Raw genomic sequence first — 21,183 nt, forward strand, 5'->3', positions numbered from 1 at the left:
CCGACAGGTCTGATTCTATATCCTTATGCCTTTTTTTAATTCCTTATGTTCATACCACAACACATACACAAACTAAAGGTAAGATTGATACCGATAACCTGTTGAAGTTAGACTGGTTTCAGTTTAATAAGCGCCGAAGAAAATAGTCGGTTGGCTTAATACTGATCAGAAACGAATACGATTCACCACAGAGGACACAGAGGACACAGAGAATATCTTTCTCTTAGACATCTTAATAAACAAGAGATTAAAACTCTGTGTTCTCTGTGTCCTCCGTGGTGAATTAAACTCAAAACCCTTACAGTTATGAAAAAGAAAATGATTATTGGCGAGACAATGTTGCTGGGATTACTGATTACGTTTTGTTCGTATACAGGAGTTACTGAAAAGCCGGACATCCCCGGAGTGAAAGCTATGGGAGAGTCGGTTCCATTGGGTGATCCATTCATTCTGTTGCACGACGGCGTTTATTATGCCTATGGAACGCATGCGGCAGATGGCATTGAAGTCTATACTTCAAAGGACTTGAAGCGGTGGAAACTGTATGGGCTGGCACTGAATAAAGAAGATGTGTGGGCGGATAGCCGCTTCTGGGCACCTGAGATTTATGAGATCCATGGTAAGTTTTATATGTATTATACGGCGGACGAACACATCTGCGTAGCGATTTCCGATTCACCCGTAGGACCGTTCAGGCAGAAGGAAAAGAAACCAATGATAGCTGACGAGAAAATGATCGACAGTTCGTTGTTTATTGATGATGACGGGAAGCCGTATCTTTTCTTTGTCCGGTTCAACGAAGGCAACAACGTGTGGGTAGCCGAACTGGAAAATGATTATATGACGATCAAAGCAGAAACCATGCGTCCTTGCATTCATGTGTCCCAAGCATGGGAAGAAGTCTGGCCCCGGGTCAACGAGGGTTCTTATGTGCTTAAACACAAGGGGCTGTATTATATGACCTATTCCGGTAATAGCTTTGAAAGTCCGTTCTATGGGGTAGGCTGTGCTACGGCAACCGATATAATGGGCGAATGGACCAAATATGATGAAAACCCTATTTTGCAGAACCCCGGTACTTTGCAGGGTGTAGGGCATAGCGCTATGTTCAAAGATAAAGAGGGTAAACTTCGTATCGTTTATCATGCACATAAGGATAAAGAGCATATTCATCCGCGTGGAATGTATATTGGTTCTGTCAGCTTTCAAAAGGTGAATGGTGTGGACCGTATGCGCATTAGCAAAGATTATATTACTGCAGAGCTGGTAAAGTAAAGCAGAGAGAGTGATTTGATAATATGATCCTGTTTTCCTGTATCAGCTTTCAAAAAGTAACTGAAATGCTTTTTCTGATAACTGCCTCTTCCTTTCTTTCTGTTCAACCGGAAGGATAGGAGGGCGATAACCGGGGTAAATGCAATGAAAAGCCGGACTTTTGGGACACTGAAGCCGGCATTTCCCGGAAAAGAAGTAAGCATCCGGCACAAAAGAAGTAAGTATTTACTCTGAAAGAAGTAAGCAATTTCCGAAAATGCTTACTTCTTTTTTGAAAATCTCCTAATGTTTTGCCCGATTACATATATTGTTCCGGAATAGAGAGATTATTTTCCTCCTTTCTTTTCTGGTTGACAAGTACAGGAGATCCCTCTCTGACTTTCTAAAAGCACTTTCTTTTTACGAAAAACAAACATGAGTGCTCTTGGTTCCCCCTTTGGGCATTCATTGTGTTGTGAAAACGTCCGGATTCCTGCAATATGATAAACAGAAAAATGAAATGGAGACGATTTTTAGTACGAACCTGGCTAATGTACTGAAATAATCGAACCTGAGAAGGGCTGTTTAGCAAACTGTCAAAAAGCTATATGGCATGTTTCTTTTGATGCCGAACTAATTTATAAAGGAGCAGATTTCATTTGTTTCTTTCGTAATTCTGATTTGAGGTTGTTATCTTTGTTGCGATAACTTTAAAGGGCAGTATTAAGAAAATACACATTCTTCATTTTAGACGCGATTATGGTTAAACTCTTATTGATATGTCTGGCAGCGATAGTGATGATCTCTTGCGGATCGGAGCAGGAAAAATTAACTGTGTATATTTCCGATACGTGTACGGATACTCTTCAACACGAAATCTTCTTGTCGGAAGAAGAAGGACTGAATATTTTCTATGATTTGTGTGTAACTGATTCTTTTTGTGCTTTTTTGGACGCACGTAATGATACATTATTAAAGATTTTCACAGTTACAGTTCCTCCTGCTTTTGTCGGATTGGGGATGAAAGGAGAGGGGCCGGATGATTTTCTTTTTCCTTTTTTTGAGAAGTCGATAGGCAGGGGAGGCAAGGGAAAACTATCGTTCATTGAATTGAATAGTTGGAATAAAAAGACTGTTGCGATTCATTCGGCAGCATCTCCCGGTCCTGTCGCTGTTTCTGTTGTTGAGGCACAACAATTGCCGGAGATGCCTGTAGTCAGGGATTATAATGAAACAGACTCTTGTGTATATGGCATTGATGTAGATATGCAGCATGGTTTGTTTTTCATTTATGATAAGCATACTGCCCGGGTTAAGACAGTGGATTATCATCGTGATATTAAGTCCGGATATCCGGAAGGACATTTATCTTATCTATACGAGAGCTGTTTAATGGTAAATCAAGATGCAAAGGCAGTTTGTACGGGATTGCTGAACCTGAACTCTCTCTGTTTTTATGATTTAAAAGGAAATCTGATGAAAGAAATAGTAATAGGGAAAGAGCTGAAATACCCGGACTATGATCCTGAGTTTCTTGATTTTCCGAATGCACCTAAATATTTCATTTCTCTTTGTGGCACCCCCAATTATCTTTATGCCCTTTATAACGGTTTCCCGGGTACTTCGGGTAAATCAAAGATTATGGTCTTTACCTGGCAAGGTGTTCCGGTTGCCATTTATCACACAGATGTAAAATTGGAGAGAATTGCTGTTGATCCATCCGGCAGATATGTATTGGGACTGAATATAACGGAAGAGGGAGGGAGTGATGTGTTGAAGTTTGACCTTCCTCTTAATGAAGTTTAACTCTGTTAGGTGCTTATATTCAGCACTATCCTTTAACTTTGCCTGAAACATAAAACCACATGACTATGAAGACTTTTTATTCCGTCTTTTATTTATGCTTCTTGCTCTGCCTGCCTTTTTCCGTGGTGGGATGTTCGGAAGATAATGAACCATCCGGGGAGATTGAAATAAACCAGCTGCCAGGTACTGCGCAGTTCTTTTTATCTAATTATTTTCCGGGACAATCTCCGGAGAAGATAGAAAGAACGATGACCGGGCAGGAGAATGATCAGTTGCTCTACCGGGTTGCTTTTCCCGATGAGGTGAAAGTGGAATTTAATGAAAATGGAGGATGGAAGAGTCTGATGGTTCCAAATCAAAACTTGCCCGAATCACTTCAATCCCTTTTTGGAGAAGTCATCGCATATGTAAAACAACACTTCTCTAATGATCCGTTTGTCGGTGTGAAGAACACCTGTTACGGAGAATGTGTGTTATTGAACAGTGGCAAGAAAGTAGCATTCTACTACGACCAAACCTGTGTCGGATATGAAATGGATATAAAAGGTGAATCTTCATTGCCGCAACCGGTGCGGGAGTTTACTGAAAAATACTTTCCGGATGGAACCTTTGAGGCTGTGATTGAACATATACCTGACGGGGAGTTTCCTGCCGGTTATACTTTCTGGTTGGAGAACGGATTTAAATGCGTGCTTGATGATAGGGGAGAGTGGACGGAAGTGAATGGAGGAACCGAACTGTTGCCGACTTCGATTCTGGAAACATTACCTGCGAAAGTGACGGAAGATTTGCACCGGAACTATCCGAATGCACAAGTCACCTTCATTCGTCTGGAGGGTACCCGTTATACAATTCAGGTCAGCAAGACTGTGTATGTGACTATCGATCCCGAGAATAAACCGATAGAGGTACCTCTGATGTCGGCACAGGCACTTGCAGAAGAGTATTTCGGTAAGCAGAGTTCCATCTCTATCAGTCATCCGCTGCATTCGGATGTGCTCAACTTTACCGTCCGCCTGCCGAACGGCTTTAATATGCTTGTTAACGAAGATGCCAGTGAATGGATTAATATAGACGGAAACGGATTTGCGTTTCCGGAGAAGCTCGTGGCATCGTTGCCGGAAAAGATTACCGATTATGTTTCGGGATATTCGAACTCTGAAATCACACGGGTAGACCGTTCGGTGGCAGCTTCCTATTTGGTGGAACTAACCAACGGAGACGGATTGATGTTCGACTCACAGGGAGATTTTCTTGGGAAAGAAAAGATAGAGTTGAGCGCCTCAGAGAAGGTGTACAGGTATATGCGTTATCATTATCCCAATGACCTGGATATGTATCTCGGCTCTTACAGCATAGAGGGTTGGGTATACAAACTGAGTGACGGTTCGCAAGTCAGATTCGACCGGAACGGTAATTTTGTGGAGATCATCTCATTAAAGTGAGTGCCGGATATTCAGTTCCCAGGGGTTCTCTATGGTTTTTATCTCTTTCTGCGTAAGAAGTGAAGCCATGGTTTGCCCCATTTGCTTGAAGTCGGTGGATAAAGTAGTGATACCTCCGGCCAGTATCTCTTTCAGCGGAGTATCGTTGTAAGAGATGATACCGAAGTCTTTACCGGGAACAAACTGCTGTAGTTGCGCCTGTTTAAGCAGATCTACCAAATCCCGGTCGTTGACAGTCATAAATATTTCCCCTTTCTTGATCATCCGGTCCCTTACGGAGTCGGTATATTCGTGTGTAAACTGATGTTCCTCACAGAAAGTACAGAGACCGTTGTATCGTTCGATAGGCTCTTTCTCTTCCTTCTGGACCATGATGATGTGGTCGTACTTTTTCAGGTGCGGGAGTCCGTGTACCAAAGCTTCGTAAGTGTCTTTCTCGAAATTCTGTGCAACGGAGGAGTATTTGCCTGCCAGTTCCGGGTGAAAGTGGTCGAGTAGGAAGACCCGTCCGGATAGGCTCTCCAATAGTGGGGCTATGTTGGTGAACTTGCCCGGCATCAGGATATATGTGGTGTACTTATAGTTGGCTTCATTGATGAGCGTCTCGAAGACTTTGCGATTATAGTTGTGAAAATAGAGATCTACGTTTGCGGTCTTTTTGATGGAAGACATGAATGAATTGTAAAGATCTTCCTTGAACTCGTTGAATTCGTTGAAAAGGAGGAATACATTTAGCTTTTGCGCAATTCGGGTTGTTGCTATGTAATAACCTACACCCGGGGTGGAATCGATAATTCCTTTTGATTTAAGCTCGCTCAAACCTGCGAATACCGTATCTCTGGATAGATTATAGTTCTTTCTGAATTCATTGATAGAGAGAATCCAGTCTCCTTTTTTATAACTACCATTGTTGATGCCGTCTATAACGTGATTTACTACTTGTTTGTATTTTGATTCATTCCTTTTCATATTCTTGTTTTTGGTGCTGCAAAGATAGGATAAAAAACGTAAAAGGCTATGGATATTCTCCGGATATAGTATATGTTTTGTAACATAATAAAAATACAGACCAGTTCGTATCAGTTTTGATGGCTTTCATTATCTTTGCACTGTTGCTTGGATCATAAGATTCATAAGCAAGAAAGAAAGACGGGAAAACAACAAACTATAAATAAAACAATGAGAACGTACAGATTTATGTTTCCGGTGTTGCTTGCAATGACTGCGACCGGAAGTTTGACGGCAAAGTCGTCTGATAAAGGAGGTTTCGGCATTCAGTTTCCGGAAGTAAGTCAGGTGAAAATAGAAGATGCATTTTGGAAACCCAAATTGGATCTTTGGCAGAAGGTGACGGTGAATGATGTCTTTGACAAGTTTGAAGGGAAGCATCTGGAGCATCCGGGAAAATTCTGTAATACGTTTGAGAACTTTGACCGTGTGGCAAAGGGTGAGCGAAATATCGGTCAGCATGCAGGTGCTCCCTGGTTTGACGGACTTGTTTACGAAACAATCCGTGGGGTGGCAGACTTGATGGCAAGACAGTCGGATGTTGCTTTGGAGAAACGTGTCGACGGATATATCGACCGAATAGCTAAGGCACAGGCATCGGAGCCCAATGGTTATATCGATACTTATACTCAACTGATGGAAGCTGACCATCAGTGGGGAGAACGGGGAGGAATGCTTCGTTGGCAACACGATGTGTACAATGCCGGTATGCTGGTGGAAGCAGGGATACATTATTATAATGCAACAGGAAAAACGAAGTTGCTGGAAGTGGCAACCCGCTGTGCCAATCTGATGGCTGGATACATGGGGGCTTTCCCTAAAAAGAATGTGGTTCCGGCCCATTCCGGTCCGGAAGAGGCTTTGGTGAAACTTTATATCATTTATAAAAACAATCCGGAACTGAAAAAGCAAATCAATGTCCCGGTTGCTGAGCAGGACTATCTCAAATTGGCCGAATTCTGGATCGAAGGCAGAGGACATCACTGTGGATTCCCTTTGTGGGGTACATGGGGTAATCCGTCTGCCGAACAATGGATACGTGACCGGAAATATGAAGCTCCCGAATTCGGGAATCATACCCGTCCGTCATGGGGGGACTATGCACAAGATTCCATTCCGCTTTTCGAACAGAAGACTATTGAAGGACATGCCGTTCGTGCTACTTTGTTTGCTACCGGAGCAACGGCTGCCGCACTTGAGAATCATTCACCGGAATATATCGCTGCCGTTAGTCGTTTATGGGATAATATGATTGGAAAGCGTATGTTCATCACTGGCGGAGTAGGTGCTGTTCACTTTGACGAGAAGTTCGGACCCGATTACTTTCTGCCTACAGATGCTTATCTGGAAACTTGTGCTGCTGTCGGTGCCGGTTTCTTCAGTCAAAGAATGAACGAGCTGACAGGTGATGCCAAGTATATGGACGAATTGGAACGCACCTTATATAATAACGTCCTGACAGGTATTTCTCTTTCCGGCACACAATACACTTACCAGAATCCGCTGAACTCTGCTAAGCATGCCCGTTGGAGCTGGCACGATTGTCCTTGTTGTCCGCCAATGTTCCTTAAGATGATGTCTGCAATGCCCGGATTTATCTACTCGCAGAAGGGAAGTGACGTTTATGTGAACCTTTTTGTTGGTAGCGAAACGGAAATGACTCTGGCGGATCGGAACCGGGTACGTTTGACGCAAAAGACCGGTTATCCGTGGGAGGGTGTTGTCACCATGACCGTTGAACCCGAAAAAGAGAAGACTTTTATATTGAAAGTGCGTATCCCGGGATGGGCGCAAGGTGTGGAGAATCCTTATGGCCTGTATCGTTCGGAGGTACGGTCTGCCGTAAGCCTGAAGGTAAACGGTAAGTCGGTTCCACTAAAAATATTCAAAGGATATGCCGAAATTCAACGGAAATGGAAAAAGGGGGATCAAGTTGAGCTGATACTACCCGTTCAGCCGCGTTTGGTGACAGCCAATGAAGCAGTGGCGGATTTACAGGACAAAGTAGCCATTGCCGCCGGTCCCTTTGTATATTGTCTGGAAGGATGTGATAATGAAGGTTTGGCTGATTTGAAGGTTGATATGCGTTCTCCCCTGTCGATCACTTTTGAAAAGGGATTATTGAATGGAATCAATGTAATTAAAGGTCAGGCACTGGATAAGACAGGAAAGAAAGTACCGGTTATGGCTATTCCTTATTATGCTTTGGGCAATCGCCAGGATAAGGGTTATGCGGTTTGGATTCCGGCAAGTAAATAATGCGAACGAACATAAACACAATTGTAAGATGAGGGTAAACTGTTTGTTAGCTCTGATATTGTCTGCTTCGGTAGTAGCGGCACAGGACGCTGTGATCCGAGTGGATGCGGGTAAGGTCGAAAATAAAATAACTCCTTATTTATATGGAGCTTGCATGGAAGATGTAAATCATGAGATTTATGGGGGAATTTATGATCAGCAGATTTTTGGCGAGAGCTTTGAGGAACCTGCCTCCATGGATAACTTTATCGGGTTTACCCGGTGCGAAGGGGTATGGAAGATGCAAGATGATCAACTTTCCGTATCGTCGCATCCGGGGGCGAAATTGGTTTATGATGATGCGGAGTTCTCTGACGGTAGGGTCGGAGTCGATATAAAATTTACCGATGACATTTCGTCTGCCAATAATGCGGGACTTTTGTTGCGCGTCGGTGAATACGGAGGTGGAGCGGATAATTTTGATGGATACGAAGTCAGCCTGTTTGCCGATGGCAAACGCGTGCTGTTAGGTAAGCATCTGCACAACTGGCAGGAACTGAAAACAGTTCCGGTAGATGTAGATCCGTCGCAATGGAATCGTATGGAAGTGAAGATGGAGGGTGATGAACTGGTGATTCTGCTGAACAGTCGTGAAGTATTGCGTTTCGAAGATCATCTTACCACTTTACGTAATGGAAAGGTCGCTTTCCGCAATTGGGGTGCCGGTGCATCTTTCCGTAACCTGACCATCGGAGATGGTACTCCTGTCAAGCTGTTAACCCGATCGGCACCACAGGTCAGTGGCATGTGGGATGCTTTTGCAGATCTGAATGCGGCCGCTTCATATAAACAGGTTGCGGACAAACCTTTTCATGGACACTATGCTCAGCAAGTAGAGTGTCTGGCAGGTATCGGTAAAGTGGGCATTGCCAACCGGAGTTTGAATCGCTGGGGGATCTCCGTACGTCAGGGTGAGAAGAAAACCGGTAGCCTTTATTTGAAAGGGAAGGCGGAAGTATGGGTAGCCCTTCAAAGCGTGGATGGTGAAAAAGAATATGCTGTACAGTGTATCCGTACCGAGTCCGGCGACTGGAAAAAGTATACATTTGAGTTGATTCCGGACAAGACCGATGAAAACGCACGCTTTGCCATTTATTTGAAGGGGAAAGGGCGTTTTCTGGTAGATATGGTCACTTTGATGAACGGTGCCGACCGGCAGTTTCGTGGGTTGCCGTTGCGTAATGATATCGGGCAGGCAATGGTGGATCAGGGGTTGCGTTTCCTGCGCTATGGAGGTACGATGGTTAATGCTCCCGAATACCGTTTTAAGAATATGATTGGTGATCGTGCATTGCGTCCGCCTTATAAAGGCCACTGGTATACTTATTCGACTAACGGTTTCGGTATCGAGGATTTCCTCCGGTTCTGCGAGAAGGCAGGGTTTGTGCCTGCTTATGCAGTGAATGTAGAAGAGCCGGCGCAGGATATGGCGGACATGATTGAATACTTGAACGGGCCGGTAGATACGGAATGGGGGAAGAAGCGTGCCGCGAACGGGCATCCCGAACCTTACGGATTGAAGTATCTGGAGATTGGAAACGAAGAGGTCATCTGGGGGGATATCGAGGCAGAGTATCAGCATTACATTGATCGTTTTAATGATATCTATGAAGCGGTTCATGCCAAAGATCCGGAGGTGCAATTTATTCATTCTGCCTGGTGGCGTCCCGAATCGCCTAACATGGAAAAAGTATTTAAAGCCCTTGACGGAAAAGCTGCTTATTGGGATTATCACCCTTGGACGGATGATCTCGGTAGCCGTGAGAATATAGACAGAGAGTTGACGGATATGAAGGCCAAGTTCTTGAAATGGAATCCGAATACAATGATGCGTTGTGCCATTTTTGAAGAAAATGGAAACCTGCATAACATTCAGCGTGCCATTGTACATGCTACCGTTCAGAATGTAGTTCGTCGCCATGGTGACTTCATCCTGACTACCTGTGCGGCCAATGCCCTTCAACCCTATCTGCAAAATGACAATGGTTGGGATCAGGGGCAGGTATTTTTCACACCGGGACAGGTTTGGGGAATGCCGACTTTCTATGCACAGCAGATGTCTGCTGCCCATCACCATCCGTTACGTTTGTGGAGTGAAGTGAAAGGAGAACTGGATGTGACAGCCACAACGAATGAAGCACGTGATGAAGTGATTCTGCATGTTGTGAACACTTCACCTGAGGTACGGCGGAGCCAGATAAACTTGTCCGGTTTCATTCCGGAGGGAAATATGGAAATATATACTTTGAGTGGAGAACTGAATGACGAAAATCTTCCCGATACGCCGACCCGGATTCTTCCGAAAGCTATCTGGATGCAGGCTGCCGGATCTGATTTTACTTATTCGTTTCCTGCTTACTCGTATACGATTGTCGTGCTTGGGAAGTAAGTTATCGTTATGGGAATTAACATTGTTAATGCCACTTCGGAAAGTTTTGCTGACAGATTGTAAACAACAAGTCTTTTGCATGTAAAAGATTTGTTGTTTACAATCAAAACACTTGTTTTAACAGACCGTTAAAACAAGTGTTCCTTCAATGTGATATAAACACTTATAACCTTCTATTTATCAGCCGGAACCTAATCAAAGGACCTTTGTTTCCTAAAGCCTCTGCCTGCATGGCTTCGAGTGATCTACTTGTCAGAATGACAAGTAGAATATAATTGATGAGAAGTTATAGAACCTTTTATGGTCTGGAAATAGCTGATACATTGCACGAATTTGTTCCACCGGCCGACAGCACTACAGACGGAAGGGTCAGATTTCCAAGCCGTCCAGTATCTTCAGGTATAACTCCAATGCTTCTTCGATTTCTTTAATCATGATATATTCATCGGCTGTATGTGAACGCGAAGAACGGCCCGGACCCATTTTTACCGAAGGGAAAGACATTAACGCCTGATCAGAAAGGGTAGGGGAACCGAAAGGTATACGTCCCAGTTTTTTTGCTTTTTGTACAAACGGATGACTCTCTTCGATACGTGAAGAGTTAAGGCGGAATGAGCGGGCTTCGGCTTTGCAGGAAATATGTTTTTGTATTTCGGCAAACAGTTCTTCATTGGAGTAAAGTTCGTTGCTTCGTACGTCCACTACGAAATTGCAACGGTCGGGGATGACATTGTGCTGTGTACCGGCATTGATCACCGTGACACTCATTTTGACAGGGCCCAGCAGAGACGATTCTTTGGCAAAACGGTAATCGCGGAACCAGGCAATGTCGTCCAATACCTTATATATAGCATTATCACCTTCATTACGGGCTGCGTGTCCTGCTTTTCCGATGGCAGTGACATCAAGTACCATTAACCCTTTTTCGGCAATGGCAGGTTGCATTTCGGTAGGTTCTCCCACTACGGCAAAACTGATAGGAGGAAGTCCGGGCAATACACTTTCGATACCCCCTTTTCCCGATACTTCTTCTTCGCAGGATGCCAGATAAATGAGGTTATAACTTTGTTGCCTGCGGCATAGTTGCAGAAACACCTGTAAGAGTGTCACTACGCTTGCACCGGCATCGTTGCTGCCCAATCCGTAAAGTTTCCCATTCTCTTCGCGAGGAGTGAACGGATCTTTTCGCCAACCGTTGACCGGTTTTACGGTATCGATATGGGAATTGAGCAGGATTGTCGGTTTCTTCAGGTCGAACATGGGACTCAGACACCAGATGTTGTTTCCTTTACGGCCTGTGGTCATACCTTCGGCCTCGATATAGTTTTGCAGGTAATCGGCTGCTTTTTCTTCTTCGCGGCTGAGCGAAGGGATGCTGATCAGAGATTTCAGCAAGCCGACAGCTTCGGATGTAATGGATTCGTCTATCATTTCTTTTTTTGCTTTGAACGGATGCAAATGTACAAATAATACTTGAATCTTTCAGTTTGTCAGACAACTATTTATCAGGTACTATATGGCTAAGTGCCTGACTCTGTTAAGCAAAATAATTCAGTGTTCACACCTGATAATTCCAAATTAAACGATACCTTTGCAGACGAATAACTAACAACAAAGGATATGACTTATCATCATTTATCTGTCTTGGTTCATCGTCAGGCTGAAAAGTATGGCGACAAGACAGCTCTGAAATACCGTGACTATGAGAAGGCACAGTGGATCCCTATCTCTTGGAATGAATTCTCGCAAACTGTAAGGCAGGCCGCCAATGCCATGGTGGAACTGGGGGTACAGGAAGAAGAAAACATCGGTATTTTCTCTCAAAATAAGCCGGAATGTCTGTTTACGGATTTTGCCGCTTTTGCTAATCGTGCGGTGACGATTCCACTCTATGCAACCAGCTCTCCGGCACAGGCACAATACATTATCAATGATGCACAGATACGTTTCTTATTTGTAGGAGAGCAGTTCCAATACGATGCTGCTTTCAGCGTATTTGGCTTTTGCCCTTCACTTACCCAGTTAATTATTTTCGATCCGGCAGTAGTAAGAGATCCGCGTGATATGAGTTCCATCTACTTTGACGAGTTTCTGGCCAAAGGAAAAGATTTGCCGCACAACGAAGTGGTGGAAGAACGTACGGCACGTGCCGGTGCCGATGATTTGGCAAATATATTGTATACGTCCGGTACTACCGGTGAGCCCAAAGGAGTGATGTTACATCATTCTTGCTATCTGGAAGCATTCCGCATTCACGATATTCGTTTGGTGGATATGACCGACAAGGACGTTTCGATGAACTTCCTGCCTCTGACCCATGTGTTTGAGAAGGCGTGGACTTATCTCTGTGTGCATAAAGGAGTACAGGTATGTATCAATCTCCGTCCGGCCGACATCCAGACGACGATTAAAGAAATTCGTCCGACGTTGATGTGCAGTGTACCCCGTTTTTGGGAAAAAGTATATGCAGGTGTCCAGGAGAAAATTGCCGAGACTACCGGTATCAAGAAAATGTTGATGCTGGATGCCATCAAGGTAGGGCGTATCCACAATCTTGAGTATCTGCGGGTAGGTAAGACGCCTCCCAAAATGATTCAGCTGAAATATAAATTCTACGAAAAGACTATTTATGCCTTATTGAAAAAGACTATCGGTATAGAGAATGGTAACTTCTTCCCGACGGCCGGTGCCGCTGTTCCTGATGAAATCTGTGAATTTGTGCATTCCGTAGGTATCGATATGTTGGTGGGATATGGTTTGACGGAATCTACTGCGACTGTTTCGTGTACTTCGAAGACCGGTTATGACATCGGTTCGGTAGGACAAGTGATGCCGGAGGTAGAGGTAAAGATCGGGGAAGACAACGAAATTCTGCTTCGGGGAAAAACGATCACGAAGGGATATTATAAGAAAGCGGAAGCTACGGCAGCTGCTATTGATGAAGAGGGATGGTTCCATACCGGAGATGCCGGCTATTTCAAAAATGGTCAGTTGTATCTGACGGAACGCATCAAAGATCTGTTCAAAACATCGAATGGAAAATACATTGCTCCCCAGGCATTGGAAACCAAATTGGTTATTGACCGTTATATCGACCAGATAGCTATTATTGCCGACCAGCGTAAATTTGTATCTGCGCTGATTGTACCCGTATACGGCTTTGTGAAACAGTATGCCAAAGAGAAAGGTATCGAATACAAGGACATGACCGAACTGTTGGAGCATCCTAAGATTATTGCTTTGTTCCGTGCACGTATTGACACGTTGCAGCAACAATTTGCCCACTACGAACAGATTAAACGTTTCACATTGCTTCCTGAACCGTTCAGTATGGAAAAGGGAGAACTGACTAACACTCTGAAACTGAAACGTCCGGTAGTGGCACGCAATTATAAAGAGGTAATTGATAAAATGTATGAGGAGTAAGAACACGAAATTTTGTATATCTTTGCTCCCCATTATTAACGAAAACCATAAATAAGAAGTATGATTACTATTGAACAACTTAAAGACGTGAAAGAGCGCACTGATGCGCTGAGGAGGTATCTTTGACATCGACGGGAAGAAAATTCAGGTCGAAGAAGAACAATTGAGAACACAGGCTCCGGGATTCTGGGATGACCAGAAGAAGGCCGAAGCACAAATGAAACTGGTGAAAGGATTACAGAAGTGGATTGACGGTTACAACGAAGTCAAAACACTGGCAGACGAACTGGAACTGGCTTTCGATTTTTATAAAGACGAACTGGTCACCGAGCAGGAGGTGGACGAGGCGTATGCAAAGGCTCTGGAACATGTGGAAAACCTGGAGTTGCAGAATATGCTTCGTGATGAAGCCGACCAGATGAGTTGCGTGCTGAAGATTAACTCCGGTGCCGGTGGCACGGAGAGTCAGGACTGGGCATCGATGCTGATGCGTATGTATCTTCGTTATGCCGAGACCAATGGTTATAAAGCAACCATGGCCAACTTGCAGGAAGGTGATGAAGCGGGTATTAAAACCTGTACCATCCAGATCGAAGGCGACTATGCTTATGGATATCTGAAAGGTGAAAACGGTGTACACCGTTTGGTTCGTGTTTCCCCTTACAATGCGCAGGGTAAGCGCATGACTTCTTTTGCTTCCGTGTTTGTCACTCCGTTGGTGGACGATAGCATTGAAGTGAATATTTTGCCGGCCTGTATCTCTTGGGATACTTTCCGTTCGGGAGGTGCCGGTGGACAGAACGTAAATAAAGTGGAATCCGGCGTTCGTTTGCGTTATCAGTACAAGGATCCTTATACCGGAGAGGAAGAGGAAATCCTGATTGAGAATACCGAAACCCGTGACCAGCCTAAGAACCGGGAGAATGCGATGCGTCAGTTGCGCTCTATTCTTTACGATAAAGAATTGCAGCACCGCATGGCCGAACAGGCCAAAGTGGAAGCCGGTAAGAAAAAAATCGAATGGGGGTCGCAGATACGAAGCTATGTATTTGATGACCGTCGTGTAAAAGACCATCGTACCAACTTCCAGACCTCTGATGTAAACGGAGTGATGGATGGTAAAATAGAAGGCTTTATCAAGGCTTATCTGATGGAATTTTCGTCCGAAGAGGCTTAAACATAACAGAATTGTAACATCCTCCGGGATTTTCTGCCCCGGAGGATGTTTTTTTTATTTCCTTTCTTTGCTCATCATTTTATTCTCCATATTTTTGGCTGGTTAAAAGATTTGTTCTTACTTTGTTAGCGTTGAACTTTAAAGCTAACGATTATGAGTAAGAATAAGAAAAAAGTAACACACAGCAAGAAAGAAGAAGAACAAGCCAAAAAGGTTGTTAAGGTAGTTTTTGTCTCGCTGGTCATTCTGGCATTGGCTATGATTATCGGTTTTTCTCTTTTGGGCTAAGAGTGAGTGATTAGTGACTGACAATTAGTGATTAGTACCGTATAGATGAATTGTACTAATCACCGGTTATTAGCTGCTAATCACTGCCAATTAATCGCAAATCACTAAAAAGACGGATGAACAAGCAACTGATTACTATTTTTTCTATCTTCTCAATTACTTGTCTGGGGATGGTTTCTGCCCAGGAGTCTAAATCTTTTCTTCCTGAGGTGAAGAAAGAATCATTAACCTTCAGTTCGGAGGACAATAAGTTTAAACTGACTTTCAATGGCCGTATCCAGGCAGATGGAGCGGTGTTTTTTGGAGAGGATTACCAGCCCATAGGCAATGGTGCCGGATTTAGGCGTGTACGTTTAGGTGCCACTGCTGCATTTGGTAAAAGATTATCCGGTAAAATAGAGATGGATCTGACCGATGGCGGATTTTCGTTAAAAGACTGTTTCATTAAATATGCTTTTCCCAACGGGCTCTACTTTAGGGCAGGTAATTTTAAAGAGAGTTTTGGGATGGCTGCAATGACTTCTTCGGGCGATTTATGGTTTATGGAGAAAGCGAATGTGGTATCGGCATTTGCTCCTGAATATCATATTGGCGTACAGGGAACTTGGGAACATGACCAGTTCCTGGGGGTAGCAGGTGTACATTTCAAGCGAATTGAAGGTAATAAAGAAAAAGATTATTCTGAAAGTAACAACAAAGCCGGAGAAGATGAAGGAATATCGGTGACTGCCCGTGCGGTTTGGCAACCTGTTTCGGCAGATAAAGTGAAAGGCTTTCATCTGGGAATTGCTGCATCTTATCGCACTCCGAAGACTACGGTTGGTTCACTGATGCCAAATACGGTGAGATACAGTACAAGGTCGCTGTCTTATATCAATAAAATCAAGTTTCTGGATACGTCGCCTATTGCCTCGGTCAGTCACGACTGGCTGGCGGGTGCCGAGTTGGCCGGATTCTACAGAGGGTTTCGTTTTCAGGGAGAATACATTATGAACAACACAGTGCGTATGGAAGGATTAGCGACGGAGAAGTTCAATGGTTTCTATGTACAGGCTGCTTATCTGCTGTTTGGCGGACAGCAGCGGTATAGTAAATCACGTGGCGCTTTTTCGCAGCCGTCGTTTGGGCGTAGTTGGGGCGACATAGAACTGGCAGCCCGTTTTGACCGTATCGACCTGAACGGAACAGAGGTGATGGGCGGATCGGCCAACGGATGGACGTTTGGGGTGAATTATTATGCTACCCGGAATCTTAAATTCCAGATTAACTATTCGTATGTAGATAATGATAAATATGCCAATGCCTTCGGACAGGCAGCGGTGGGGTATAAATCGAATGGAGAGATTGCTTACAAACCCGAGGAAGTAGACGAATCGTTGGGGAAGGGGGGGAATGCATATGGCATTCTGGGACTCCGTATACAATTGAATTTTTAAATATGCCACAAGAGATAGAACGTAAGTTTCTCGTTAAAGGAGACTATAAATCACAGGCTTTTGCGCAGAGTCGCATTGTTCAGGGCTATATCAGCAGTGCCCGTGGAAGAACGGTCCGGGTACGTATCCGCGATGGAAAAGGTTACCTGACTATTAAAGGAGCCTCCGATGCTTCGGGGTTGAGCCGCTATGAGTGGGAGAAAGAACTGCCGCTTATTGAGGCAGAGGAACTGATGAAACTTTGTGAACCGGGAGTGATCGATAAAACCCGATACCTGGTTCGTTGCGGGAAACACGTATTCGAAATAGATGAATTCTACGGTGAGAATGAAGGACTTGTAGTAGCTGAGGTTGAATTGGGGGCAGAGGATGAAATGTTTGTAAAACCTGACTTTATCGGGGAAGAGGTAACTGGGGATGTTCGCTACTATAATTCCCAGTTAATGAAAAAACCGTATACTACCTGGCCGTAGCTAACAAATAATCCGTATATTTGTTTCTTTAGTTACGGGCTCAAGAATAAAGATATATGGAACAACTGTACAACTACTTGCCGGAAAAGCTGGTGACCTTTATTCTGGTCACCTTGTTTTCACTTTTAATAGGACTCTCGCAACGCAAGATCAGTCTGAAGCGTGAAGGAGAAACCACTCTTTTCGGTACGGACCGCACCTTTACGTTTATTGGAATGTTAGGGTACCTTTTGTATATCCTCGATCCGGAAGAGATGCGGCTCTTTATGGGAGGCGGGTTGATACTCGGTATGCTTCTGGGATTGAACTATTACGTAAAACAAGCCCAGTTTCACGTATTCGGGGTGACGACCATCATCATTGCGCTGATCACTTATTGCATTGCTCCTATTGTTTCTACACAGCCCTCCTGGTTTTATGTCATGGTGATTGTAACCGTTTTATTGTTCACTGAATTGAAGCATACCTTTACGGAGATTGCACAGCGAATGAAAAACGATGAAATGATCACACTTGCCAAATTTTTGGCTATCAGTGGAATTATTCTCCCCATGCTGCCCAATGAGAATATCATTCCGGATATCAATCTGACCCCCTATACCATTTGGCTGGCTACAGTAGTTGTCTCGGGCATTTCTTACCTTTCTTATTTGTTGAAGCGATATGTCTTTCGTGAATCGGGAGTATTGGTTTCCGGTATCATCGGTGGATTGTATAGCAGTACGGCCACTATTTCAGTATTGGCGCGTAAAAGCAGGAATATCCACTCGCAGGAAGCACCCGAATACGTTGCTGCCATGCTGTTGGCTGTGAGTATGATGTTTCTGCGTTTTATGATTTTAATTCTTATTTTCAGTTCCACCATCTTTGCCTCTATCTATCCTTATCTTTTGATTATGGCTGCTGTTGCAGCCGGCGTTGCCTGGTTTATCCACTGCCGGCGGAAACGGACGCCTGGTGCTGATCTTGTGGAAGAAGAGGATGACAGCAGTAACCCTTTGGAGTTCAAAGTAGCACTGATTTTTGCCGGACTATTCGTTATCTTTACTGTGTTGACACATTACACATTGATTTATGCCGGTACCGGAGGATTGAACTTATTATCGTTTGTGTCCGGATTCAGTGATATCACTCCTTTCATCCTGAACTTATTGCAGGGAACCGGGAGTGTGGCGGCCACTGTTGTGATGGCTTGTACCATGCAGGCCATTATCAGCAATATTGTGGTGAATATGTGTTATGCACTTTTCTTTTCGGGTAAACAGAGTAAGTTGCGCTCATGGATATTAGGCGGTTTCGGCTGTGTGATTGCGGCAAATGTTGTCGTACTTTTTTTCTTTTATCTGATTTAATGTGCGTTATCGAACAACTTCTGATAAAAAAGAATAAAAATTGCCCTATTTCACCTTTCTTAACTCCGAGGGTTTCGTAAACGAATATAAAGTCGATATTTTCGTTGCCAATCTGTAACAAATACTATGATTTTGCGTCTGATAGACTATAAACTAAAACATAACTTCACATGAGAAACAAACTACTACTATTATTGCTGTTGATGTTTATAACATCCGGCATGATGTATGCTCAACAGCAGAAACCTCAGCAAACCCAGCAACGTACAGCAGCTCCATCTTATACATTGAAAGGCGTGCTTCTTGACTCGCTGACGCAAGAGGGAGAACCTTATGCTACGATCAAAATTGTGAAAAAGAGTGCTCCCCAAAAAGCTTTGAAAATGGCCGTAACTGACTTGAATGGTAAATTCCAGGAAAAATTGACTGTCGCTCCCGGAAACTATGTCGCTACTTTTTCATCTGTAGGTAAAGTGACATTGGTGAAAGACTTCACCGTAAAGGCAGGAGATAAAGTAATTGACCTCGGACAATTGAATATGGCCGAGGCTACTAACGAACTGAAGGGCATAGAGATCGTTGCCCAGAAACCATTGGTAAAGGTGGATGTGGACAAGATTGAATATAACATTGAGGACGACCCGGACTCAAAGACCAACACAGTGATGGAAATGCTTCGTAAAGTCCCGTTGGTTACAGTGGACGGTGAAGACAACATTAAGGTGAATGGCAGCAGCAGTTTTAAAATCCATGTAAACGGTAAGCCGAATAACATGATGAGCAATAATCCGAAAGATGTGCTCAAAAGTATGCCTGCTAATACAATTAAGCATATCGAGGTAATCACTTCTCCGGGAGCTAAATATGATGCAGAAGGTGTAGGCGGTATCCTGAATATCGTTACTGTAGGCGGTGGCTTTGAAGGGTATACCGCTACTTTCCGTGCCAGTGGCAGTAACCGTGGTGCCGGTGCGGGCGGATATGCCACTATTAAGTCGGGTAAACTGACTCTGACCGGTAACTATAACTACAATTATAATACAACTCCGAAGAGCTACTCAAATAGTTTCCGTGAAAACTTTGACTCGGAAGATCAGAAATATCTGGAATCAAACAGTACTTCCGATTATGACGGTAGTTTCCAGTACGGTAATCTGGAAGCCAGTTACGAAATTGATACATTACGCCTGCTGACTGCTTCTTTCGGTATGTATGGAGGTAGTAATGATAATAACAGTGACGGACTGACTACGATGTGGAATGCAAACAGAGATGTGTTGGCTTATCAATATGGCTCTCTGAGTGATGGAAGCGGTTCGTGGTATTCGATGCGGGGTAATGTCGACTACCAGCGTACGTCTAAAAAGAATAAGGACCGTATGATTACTCTTTCCTACAAGATCAGTACTCAACCCCAGAATTCGGATTACTACACTAAGTATAGAGATATAAAGGATCCTTTTGAATTGGAAATCATTGAGAAGTTCCTATTAAACAACTCTCACTCGGATGGAAAAACGAATACTACTGAACATACCTTCCAGGTGGACTACACCACCCCTATCGGAAAGTTACATACGATAGAAGTAGGTGGCAAATATATTATCCGTAATAATTTAAGTGATAATAAGTTGTTCGAAGCTAAAGGGGCAACCGACGATTATGAATACAACAACGACCGTAGCAGTAAGTACAAGCATATGAACGACATTCTTGCTGCTTATTTAGGATACACTCTTCGTTATAAGGGCTTCTCTTTTAAACCGGGAGTACGTTATGAATATACCGCTCAGGATGTAAAATATTTGGCTGGAGCTATCGGTCCGGAAGCGGATTTCAGCACCAACTATAATGATTTTGTTCCATCTGTTACGATGGGTATTAAGATTGGTAAGACACAGAACTTGCGTGGTGGTTACAACATGCGTATCTGGCGTCCGGGTATCTGGAACTTGAATCCTTATTTTGACGACCGTAACCCGATGTTTATCAGCCAGGGTAATTCGAATCTGGAAAGTGAAAAGAGCCACTCGTTCAATCTGAGCTATAGTATGTTCAGTATGAAGTTCAATGTGAATGTTTCTTTGCGTCACTCATTTGGAAACAATGGTATTGAGCGGGTGAGCCGTCTGATCGGTAAAGGCGGTGAGGACTTCCCCGGAGGACATCATGCTCCCGAAGGTGCATTGTACAGCACGTACGAAAATATCGGTAAGAACCGTAATACAGGTCTGAGCCTTTATGCTAACTGGAATGCTTCTCCCAATACTCGTATCTATCTGAATGGTGATGGTAGCTACGCTGATATTAAGAGTCCGGCCCAAGGATTACATAATTATGGATGGAGCGCTTCTATGTATGGCGGCATTCAGCATACTTTCCCATTGAAAATACGCGCCAGTCTGAATGCCGGAGGAAGTACTCCTTACATTAGCTTGCAGGGTAAGGGATCGGGTTACTATTACTATAGCCTGAGTGTGAACCGTTCATTCATCAAAGATCGTTTTACGGTAAGTGCTTATGTTAGCAATATCTTCGAGAAATATCGTTCGTTCAACAACACTACTATCGGTGAAAACTTCTTGTCTAAGAATAGCAGCCGCTATCCGAGCCGTAGCTTTGGTGTCAGCCTCAGTTATCGTATCGGTGAGTTGAAAGCCAGCGTGAAGAAAGCTGCCCGCAGTATCAATAATGATGATGTGAAAGGTGGCGGTGGCCAGGGTGGTCAAGGCGGTGCTAACTAAGAGTCAGGACTTCTGGTAAAGATAAAAACAGAAAGGTGTAGCTATCCGCAGTGGTAGCTACACCTTTCTGTTTTTGAATGGGGATGT

Annotated in this window: 14 protein-coding genes; 12 read left to right on the plus strand and 2 right to left on the minus strand. The window is 43.9% G+C overall.

Annotated elements, in window-relative coordinates:
* Positions 1 to 306 precede the first annotated feature (306 nt).
* The 3 genes from R3O62_RS06075 to R3O62_RS06085 all read left to right on the plus strand — a co-directional run bounded on the left by R3O62_RS06075 (position 307) and on the right by R3O62_RS06085 (position 4,505).
* On the plus strand, positions 307 to 1,275 hold the full coding sequence (locus R3O62_RS06075) for a glycoside hydrolase family 43 protein (RefSeq protein ID WP_317472437.1): 969 nt from the start codon (positions 307 to 309) through the stop codon (positions 1,273 to 1,275).
* Positions 1,276 to 2,013: 738 nt separating this feature from the next.
* The gene (locus R3O62_RS06080; RefSeq protein WP_269110243.1) at positions 2,014 to 3,060 is read left to right on the plus strand and encodes a hypothetical protein; all 1,047 of its coding nucleotides are present in this window, start codon (positions 2,014 to 2,016) and stop codon (positions 3,058 to 3,060) included.
* Positions 3,061 to 3,125: 65 nt separating this feature from the next.
* On the plus strand, positions 3,126 to 4,505 hold the full coding sequence (locus R3O62_RS06085; RefSeq protein WP_317472436.1) for a PepSY-like domain-containing protein: 1,380 nt from the start codon (positions 3,126 to 3,128) through the stop codon (positions 4,503 to 4,505).
* Here R3O62_RS06085 and R3O62_RS06090 read toward each other — a convergent pair.
* Positions 4,497 to 5,474 carry a substrate-binding domain-containing protein gene (locus R3O62_RS06090; RefSeq protein WP_044299818.1) on the minus strand — a complete coding sequence of 326 codons (978 nt, stop codon included), beginning with the start codon at positions 5,472 to 5,474 and terminating at the stop codon, positions 4,497 to 4,499. The two genes, R3O62_RS06085 and R3O62_RS06090, sit on opposite strands and share 9 nt — an antisense overlap.
* A 210-nt stretch (positions 5,475 to 5,684) precedes the next feature.
* Between R3O62_RS06090 and R3O62_RS06095 the strand changes: the two genes are divergently transcribed.
* The gene (locus R3O62_RS06095; protein WP_317472435.1) at positions 5,685 to 7,772 is read left to right on the plus strand and encodes a glycoside hydrolase family 127 protein; all 2,088 of its coding nucleotides are present in this window, start codon (positions 5,685 to 5,687) and stop codon (positions 7,770 to 7,772) included.
* 28 nt (positions 7,773 to 7,800) lie between these two features.
* Positions 7,801 to 10,200, plus strand: a complete 2,400-nt coding sequence (locus tag R3O62_RS06100; RefSeq protein WP_317472434.1) for a family 16 glycoside hydrolase — start codon at positions 7,801 to 7,803, stop codon at positions 10,198 to 10,200.
* 369 nt (positions 10,201 to 10,569) lie between these two features.
* Here the strand turns inward: R3O62_RS06100 and R3O62_RS06105 are convergent, their stop codons facing one another.
* A complete protein-coding gene (locus tag R3O62_RS06105; RefSeq protein WP_032531066.1) occupies positions 10,570 to 11,631 on the minus strand; it encodes a M20 family metallo-hydrolase in 1,062 nt (353 codons plus the stop codon).
* A 189-nt stretch (positions 11,632 to 11,820) separates the two neighbouring features.
* Between R3O62_RS06105 and R3O62_RS06110 the strand changes: the two genes are divergently transcribed.
* The 7 genes from R3O62_RS06110 (at position 11,821) to R3O62_RS06140 (ending at position 21,096) form a co-directional block, all read left to right on the plus strand.
* Complete coding sequence (locus R3O62_RS06110) at positions 11,821 to 13,626, plus strand: AMP-dependent synthetase/ligase (RefSeq protein ID WP_005779168.1); 1,806 nt, start codon at positions 11,821 to 11,823, stop codon at positions 13,624 to 13,626.
* A 60-nt stretch (positions 13,627 to 13,686) separates the two neighbouring features.
* Positions 13,687 to 14,803, plus strand: a protein-coding gene (gene prfB / locus R3O62_RS06115) for a peptide chain release factor 2 (protein ID WP_122142574.1) whose coding sequence is annotated in 2 segments (ribosomal slippage) — positions 13,687 to 13,749 and positions 13,751 to 14,803 — 1,116 coding nt in all. Because the reading frame shifts where the segments join, the coding sequence is not laid out codon by codon here.
* A 153-nt stretch (positions 14,804 to 14,956) separates the two neighbouring features.
* Positions 14,957 to 15,091 carry a hypothetical protein gene (locus R3O62_RS06120; protein ID WP_005812004.1) on the plus strand — a complete coding sequence of 45 codons (135 nt, stop codon included), beginning with the start codon at positions 14,957 to 14,959 and terminating at the stop codon, positions 15,089 to 15,091.
* Positions 15,092 to 15,207: 116 nt separating this feature from the next.
* Positions 15,208 to 16,527 (plus strand): OprO/OprP family phosphate-selective porin, encoded by a 1,320-nt coding sequence (locus R3O62_RS06125; RefSeq protein ID WP_317472433.1) that lies wholly within the window; start codon positions 15,208 to 15,210, stop codon positions 16,525 to 16,527.
* A gap of 2 nt (positions 16,528 to 16,529) precedes the next feature.
* Entirely contained in the window at positions 16,530 to 17,000 is a 471-nt protein-coding gene (locus tag R3O62_RS06130) for a CYTH domain-containing protein (protein ID WP_195316981.1), read from the plus strand.
* Between the two features lie 56 nt (positions 17,001 to 17,056).
* Positions 17,057 to 18,352, plus strand: a complete 1,296-nt coding sequence (locus tag R3O62_RS06135; RefSeq protein ID WP_005779155.1) for an MgtC/SapB family protein — start codon at positions 17,057 to 17,059, stop codon at positions 18,350 to 18,352.
* Positions 18,353 to 18,522: 170 nt separating this feature from the next.
* A complete protein-coding gene (locus tag R3O62_RS06140) occupies positions 18,523 to 21,096 on the plus strand; it encodes an outer membrane beta-barrel family protein (RefSeq protein ID WP_032531070.1) in 2,574 nt (857 codons plus the stop codon).
* The last annotated feature ends 87 nt before the right edge of the window (positions 21,097 to 21,183 follow it).

It is taken from the genome of Bacteroides hominis (genome assembly GCF_033042785.2).
Classification (GTDB): domain Bacteria; phylum Bacteroidota; class Bacteroidia; order Bacteroidales; family Bacteroidaceae; genus Bacteroides; species Bacteroides hominis.

Coding starts and splice junctions, on each gene's coding strand:
- R3O62_RS06085 (WP_317472436.1), top strand. CDS start 3,126: ATGAAGACTTTTTATTCCGTCTTTTATTTATGCTTCTTGCTCTGCCTG.
- R3O62_RS06135 (WP_005779155.1), top strand. CDS start 17,057: ATGGAACAACTGTACAACTACTTGCCGGAAAAGCTGGTGACCTTTATT.
- R3O62_RS06090 (WP_044299818.1), bottom strand. CDS start 5,474: ATGAAAAGGAATGAATCAAAATACAAACAAGTAGTAAATCACGTTATA.
- R3O62_RS06110 (WP_005779168.1), top strand. CDS start 11,821: ATGACTTATCATCATTTATCTGTCTTGGTTCATCGTCAGGCTGAAAAG.
- R3O62_RS06120 (WP_005812004.1), top strand. CDS start 14,957: ATGAGTAAGAATAAGAAAAAAGTAACACACAGCAAGAAAGAAGAAGAA.
- R3O62_RS06130 (WP_195316981.1), top strand. CDS start 16,530: ATGCCACAAGAGATAGAACGTAAGTTTCTCGTTAAAGGAGACTATAAA.
- R3O62_RS06075 (WP_317472437.1), top strand. CDS start 307: ATGAAAAAGAAAATGATTATTGGCGAGACAATGTTGCTGGGATTACTG.
- R3O62_RS06105 (WP_032531066.1), bottom strand. CDS start 11,631: ATGATAGACGAATCCATTACATCCGAAGCTGTCGGCTTGCTGAAATCT.
- R3O62_RS06140 (WP_032531070.1), top strand. CDS start 18,523: ATGAGAAACAAACTACTACTATTATTGCTGTTGATGTTTATAACATCC.
- R3O62_RS06095 (WP_317472435.1), top strand. CDS start 5,685: ATGAGAACGTACAGATTTATGTTTCCGGTGTTGCTTGCAATGACTGCG.
- R3O62_RS06080 (WP_269110243.1), top strand. CDS start 2,014: ATGGTTAAACTCTTATTGATATGTCTGGCAGCGATAGTGATGATCTCT.
- R3O62_RS06125 (WP_317472433.1), top strand. CDS start 15,208: ATGAACAAGCAACTGATTACTATTTTTTCTATCTTCTCAATTACTTGT.
- R3O62_RS06100 (WP_317472434.1), top strand. CDS start 7,801: ATGAGGGTAAACTGTTTGTTAGCTCTGATATTGTCTGCTTCGGTAGTA.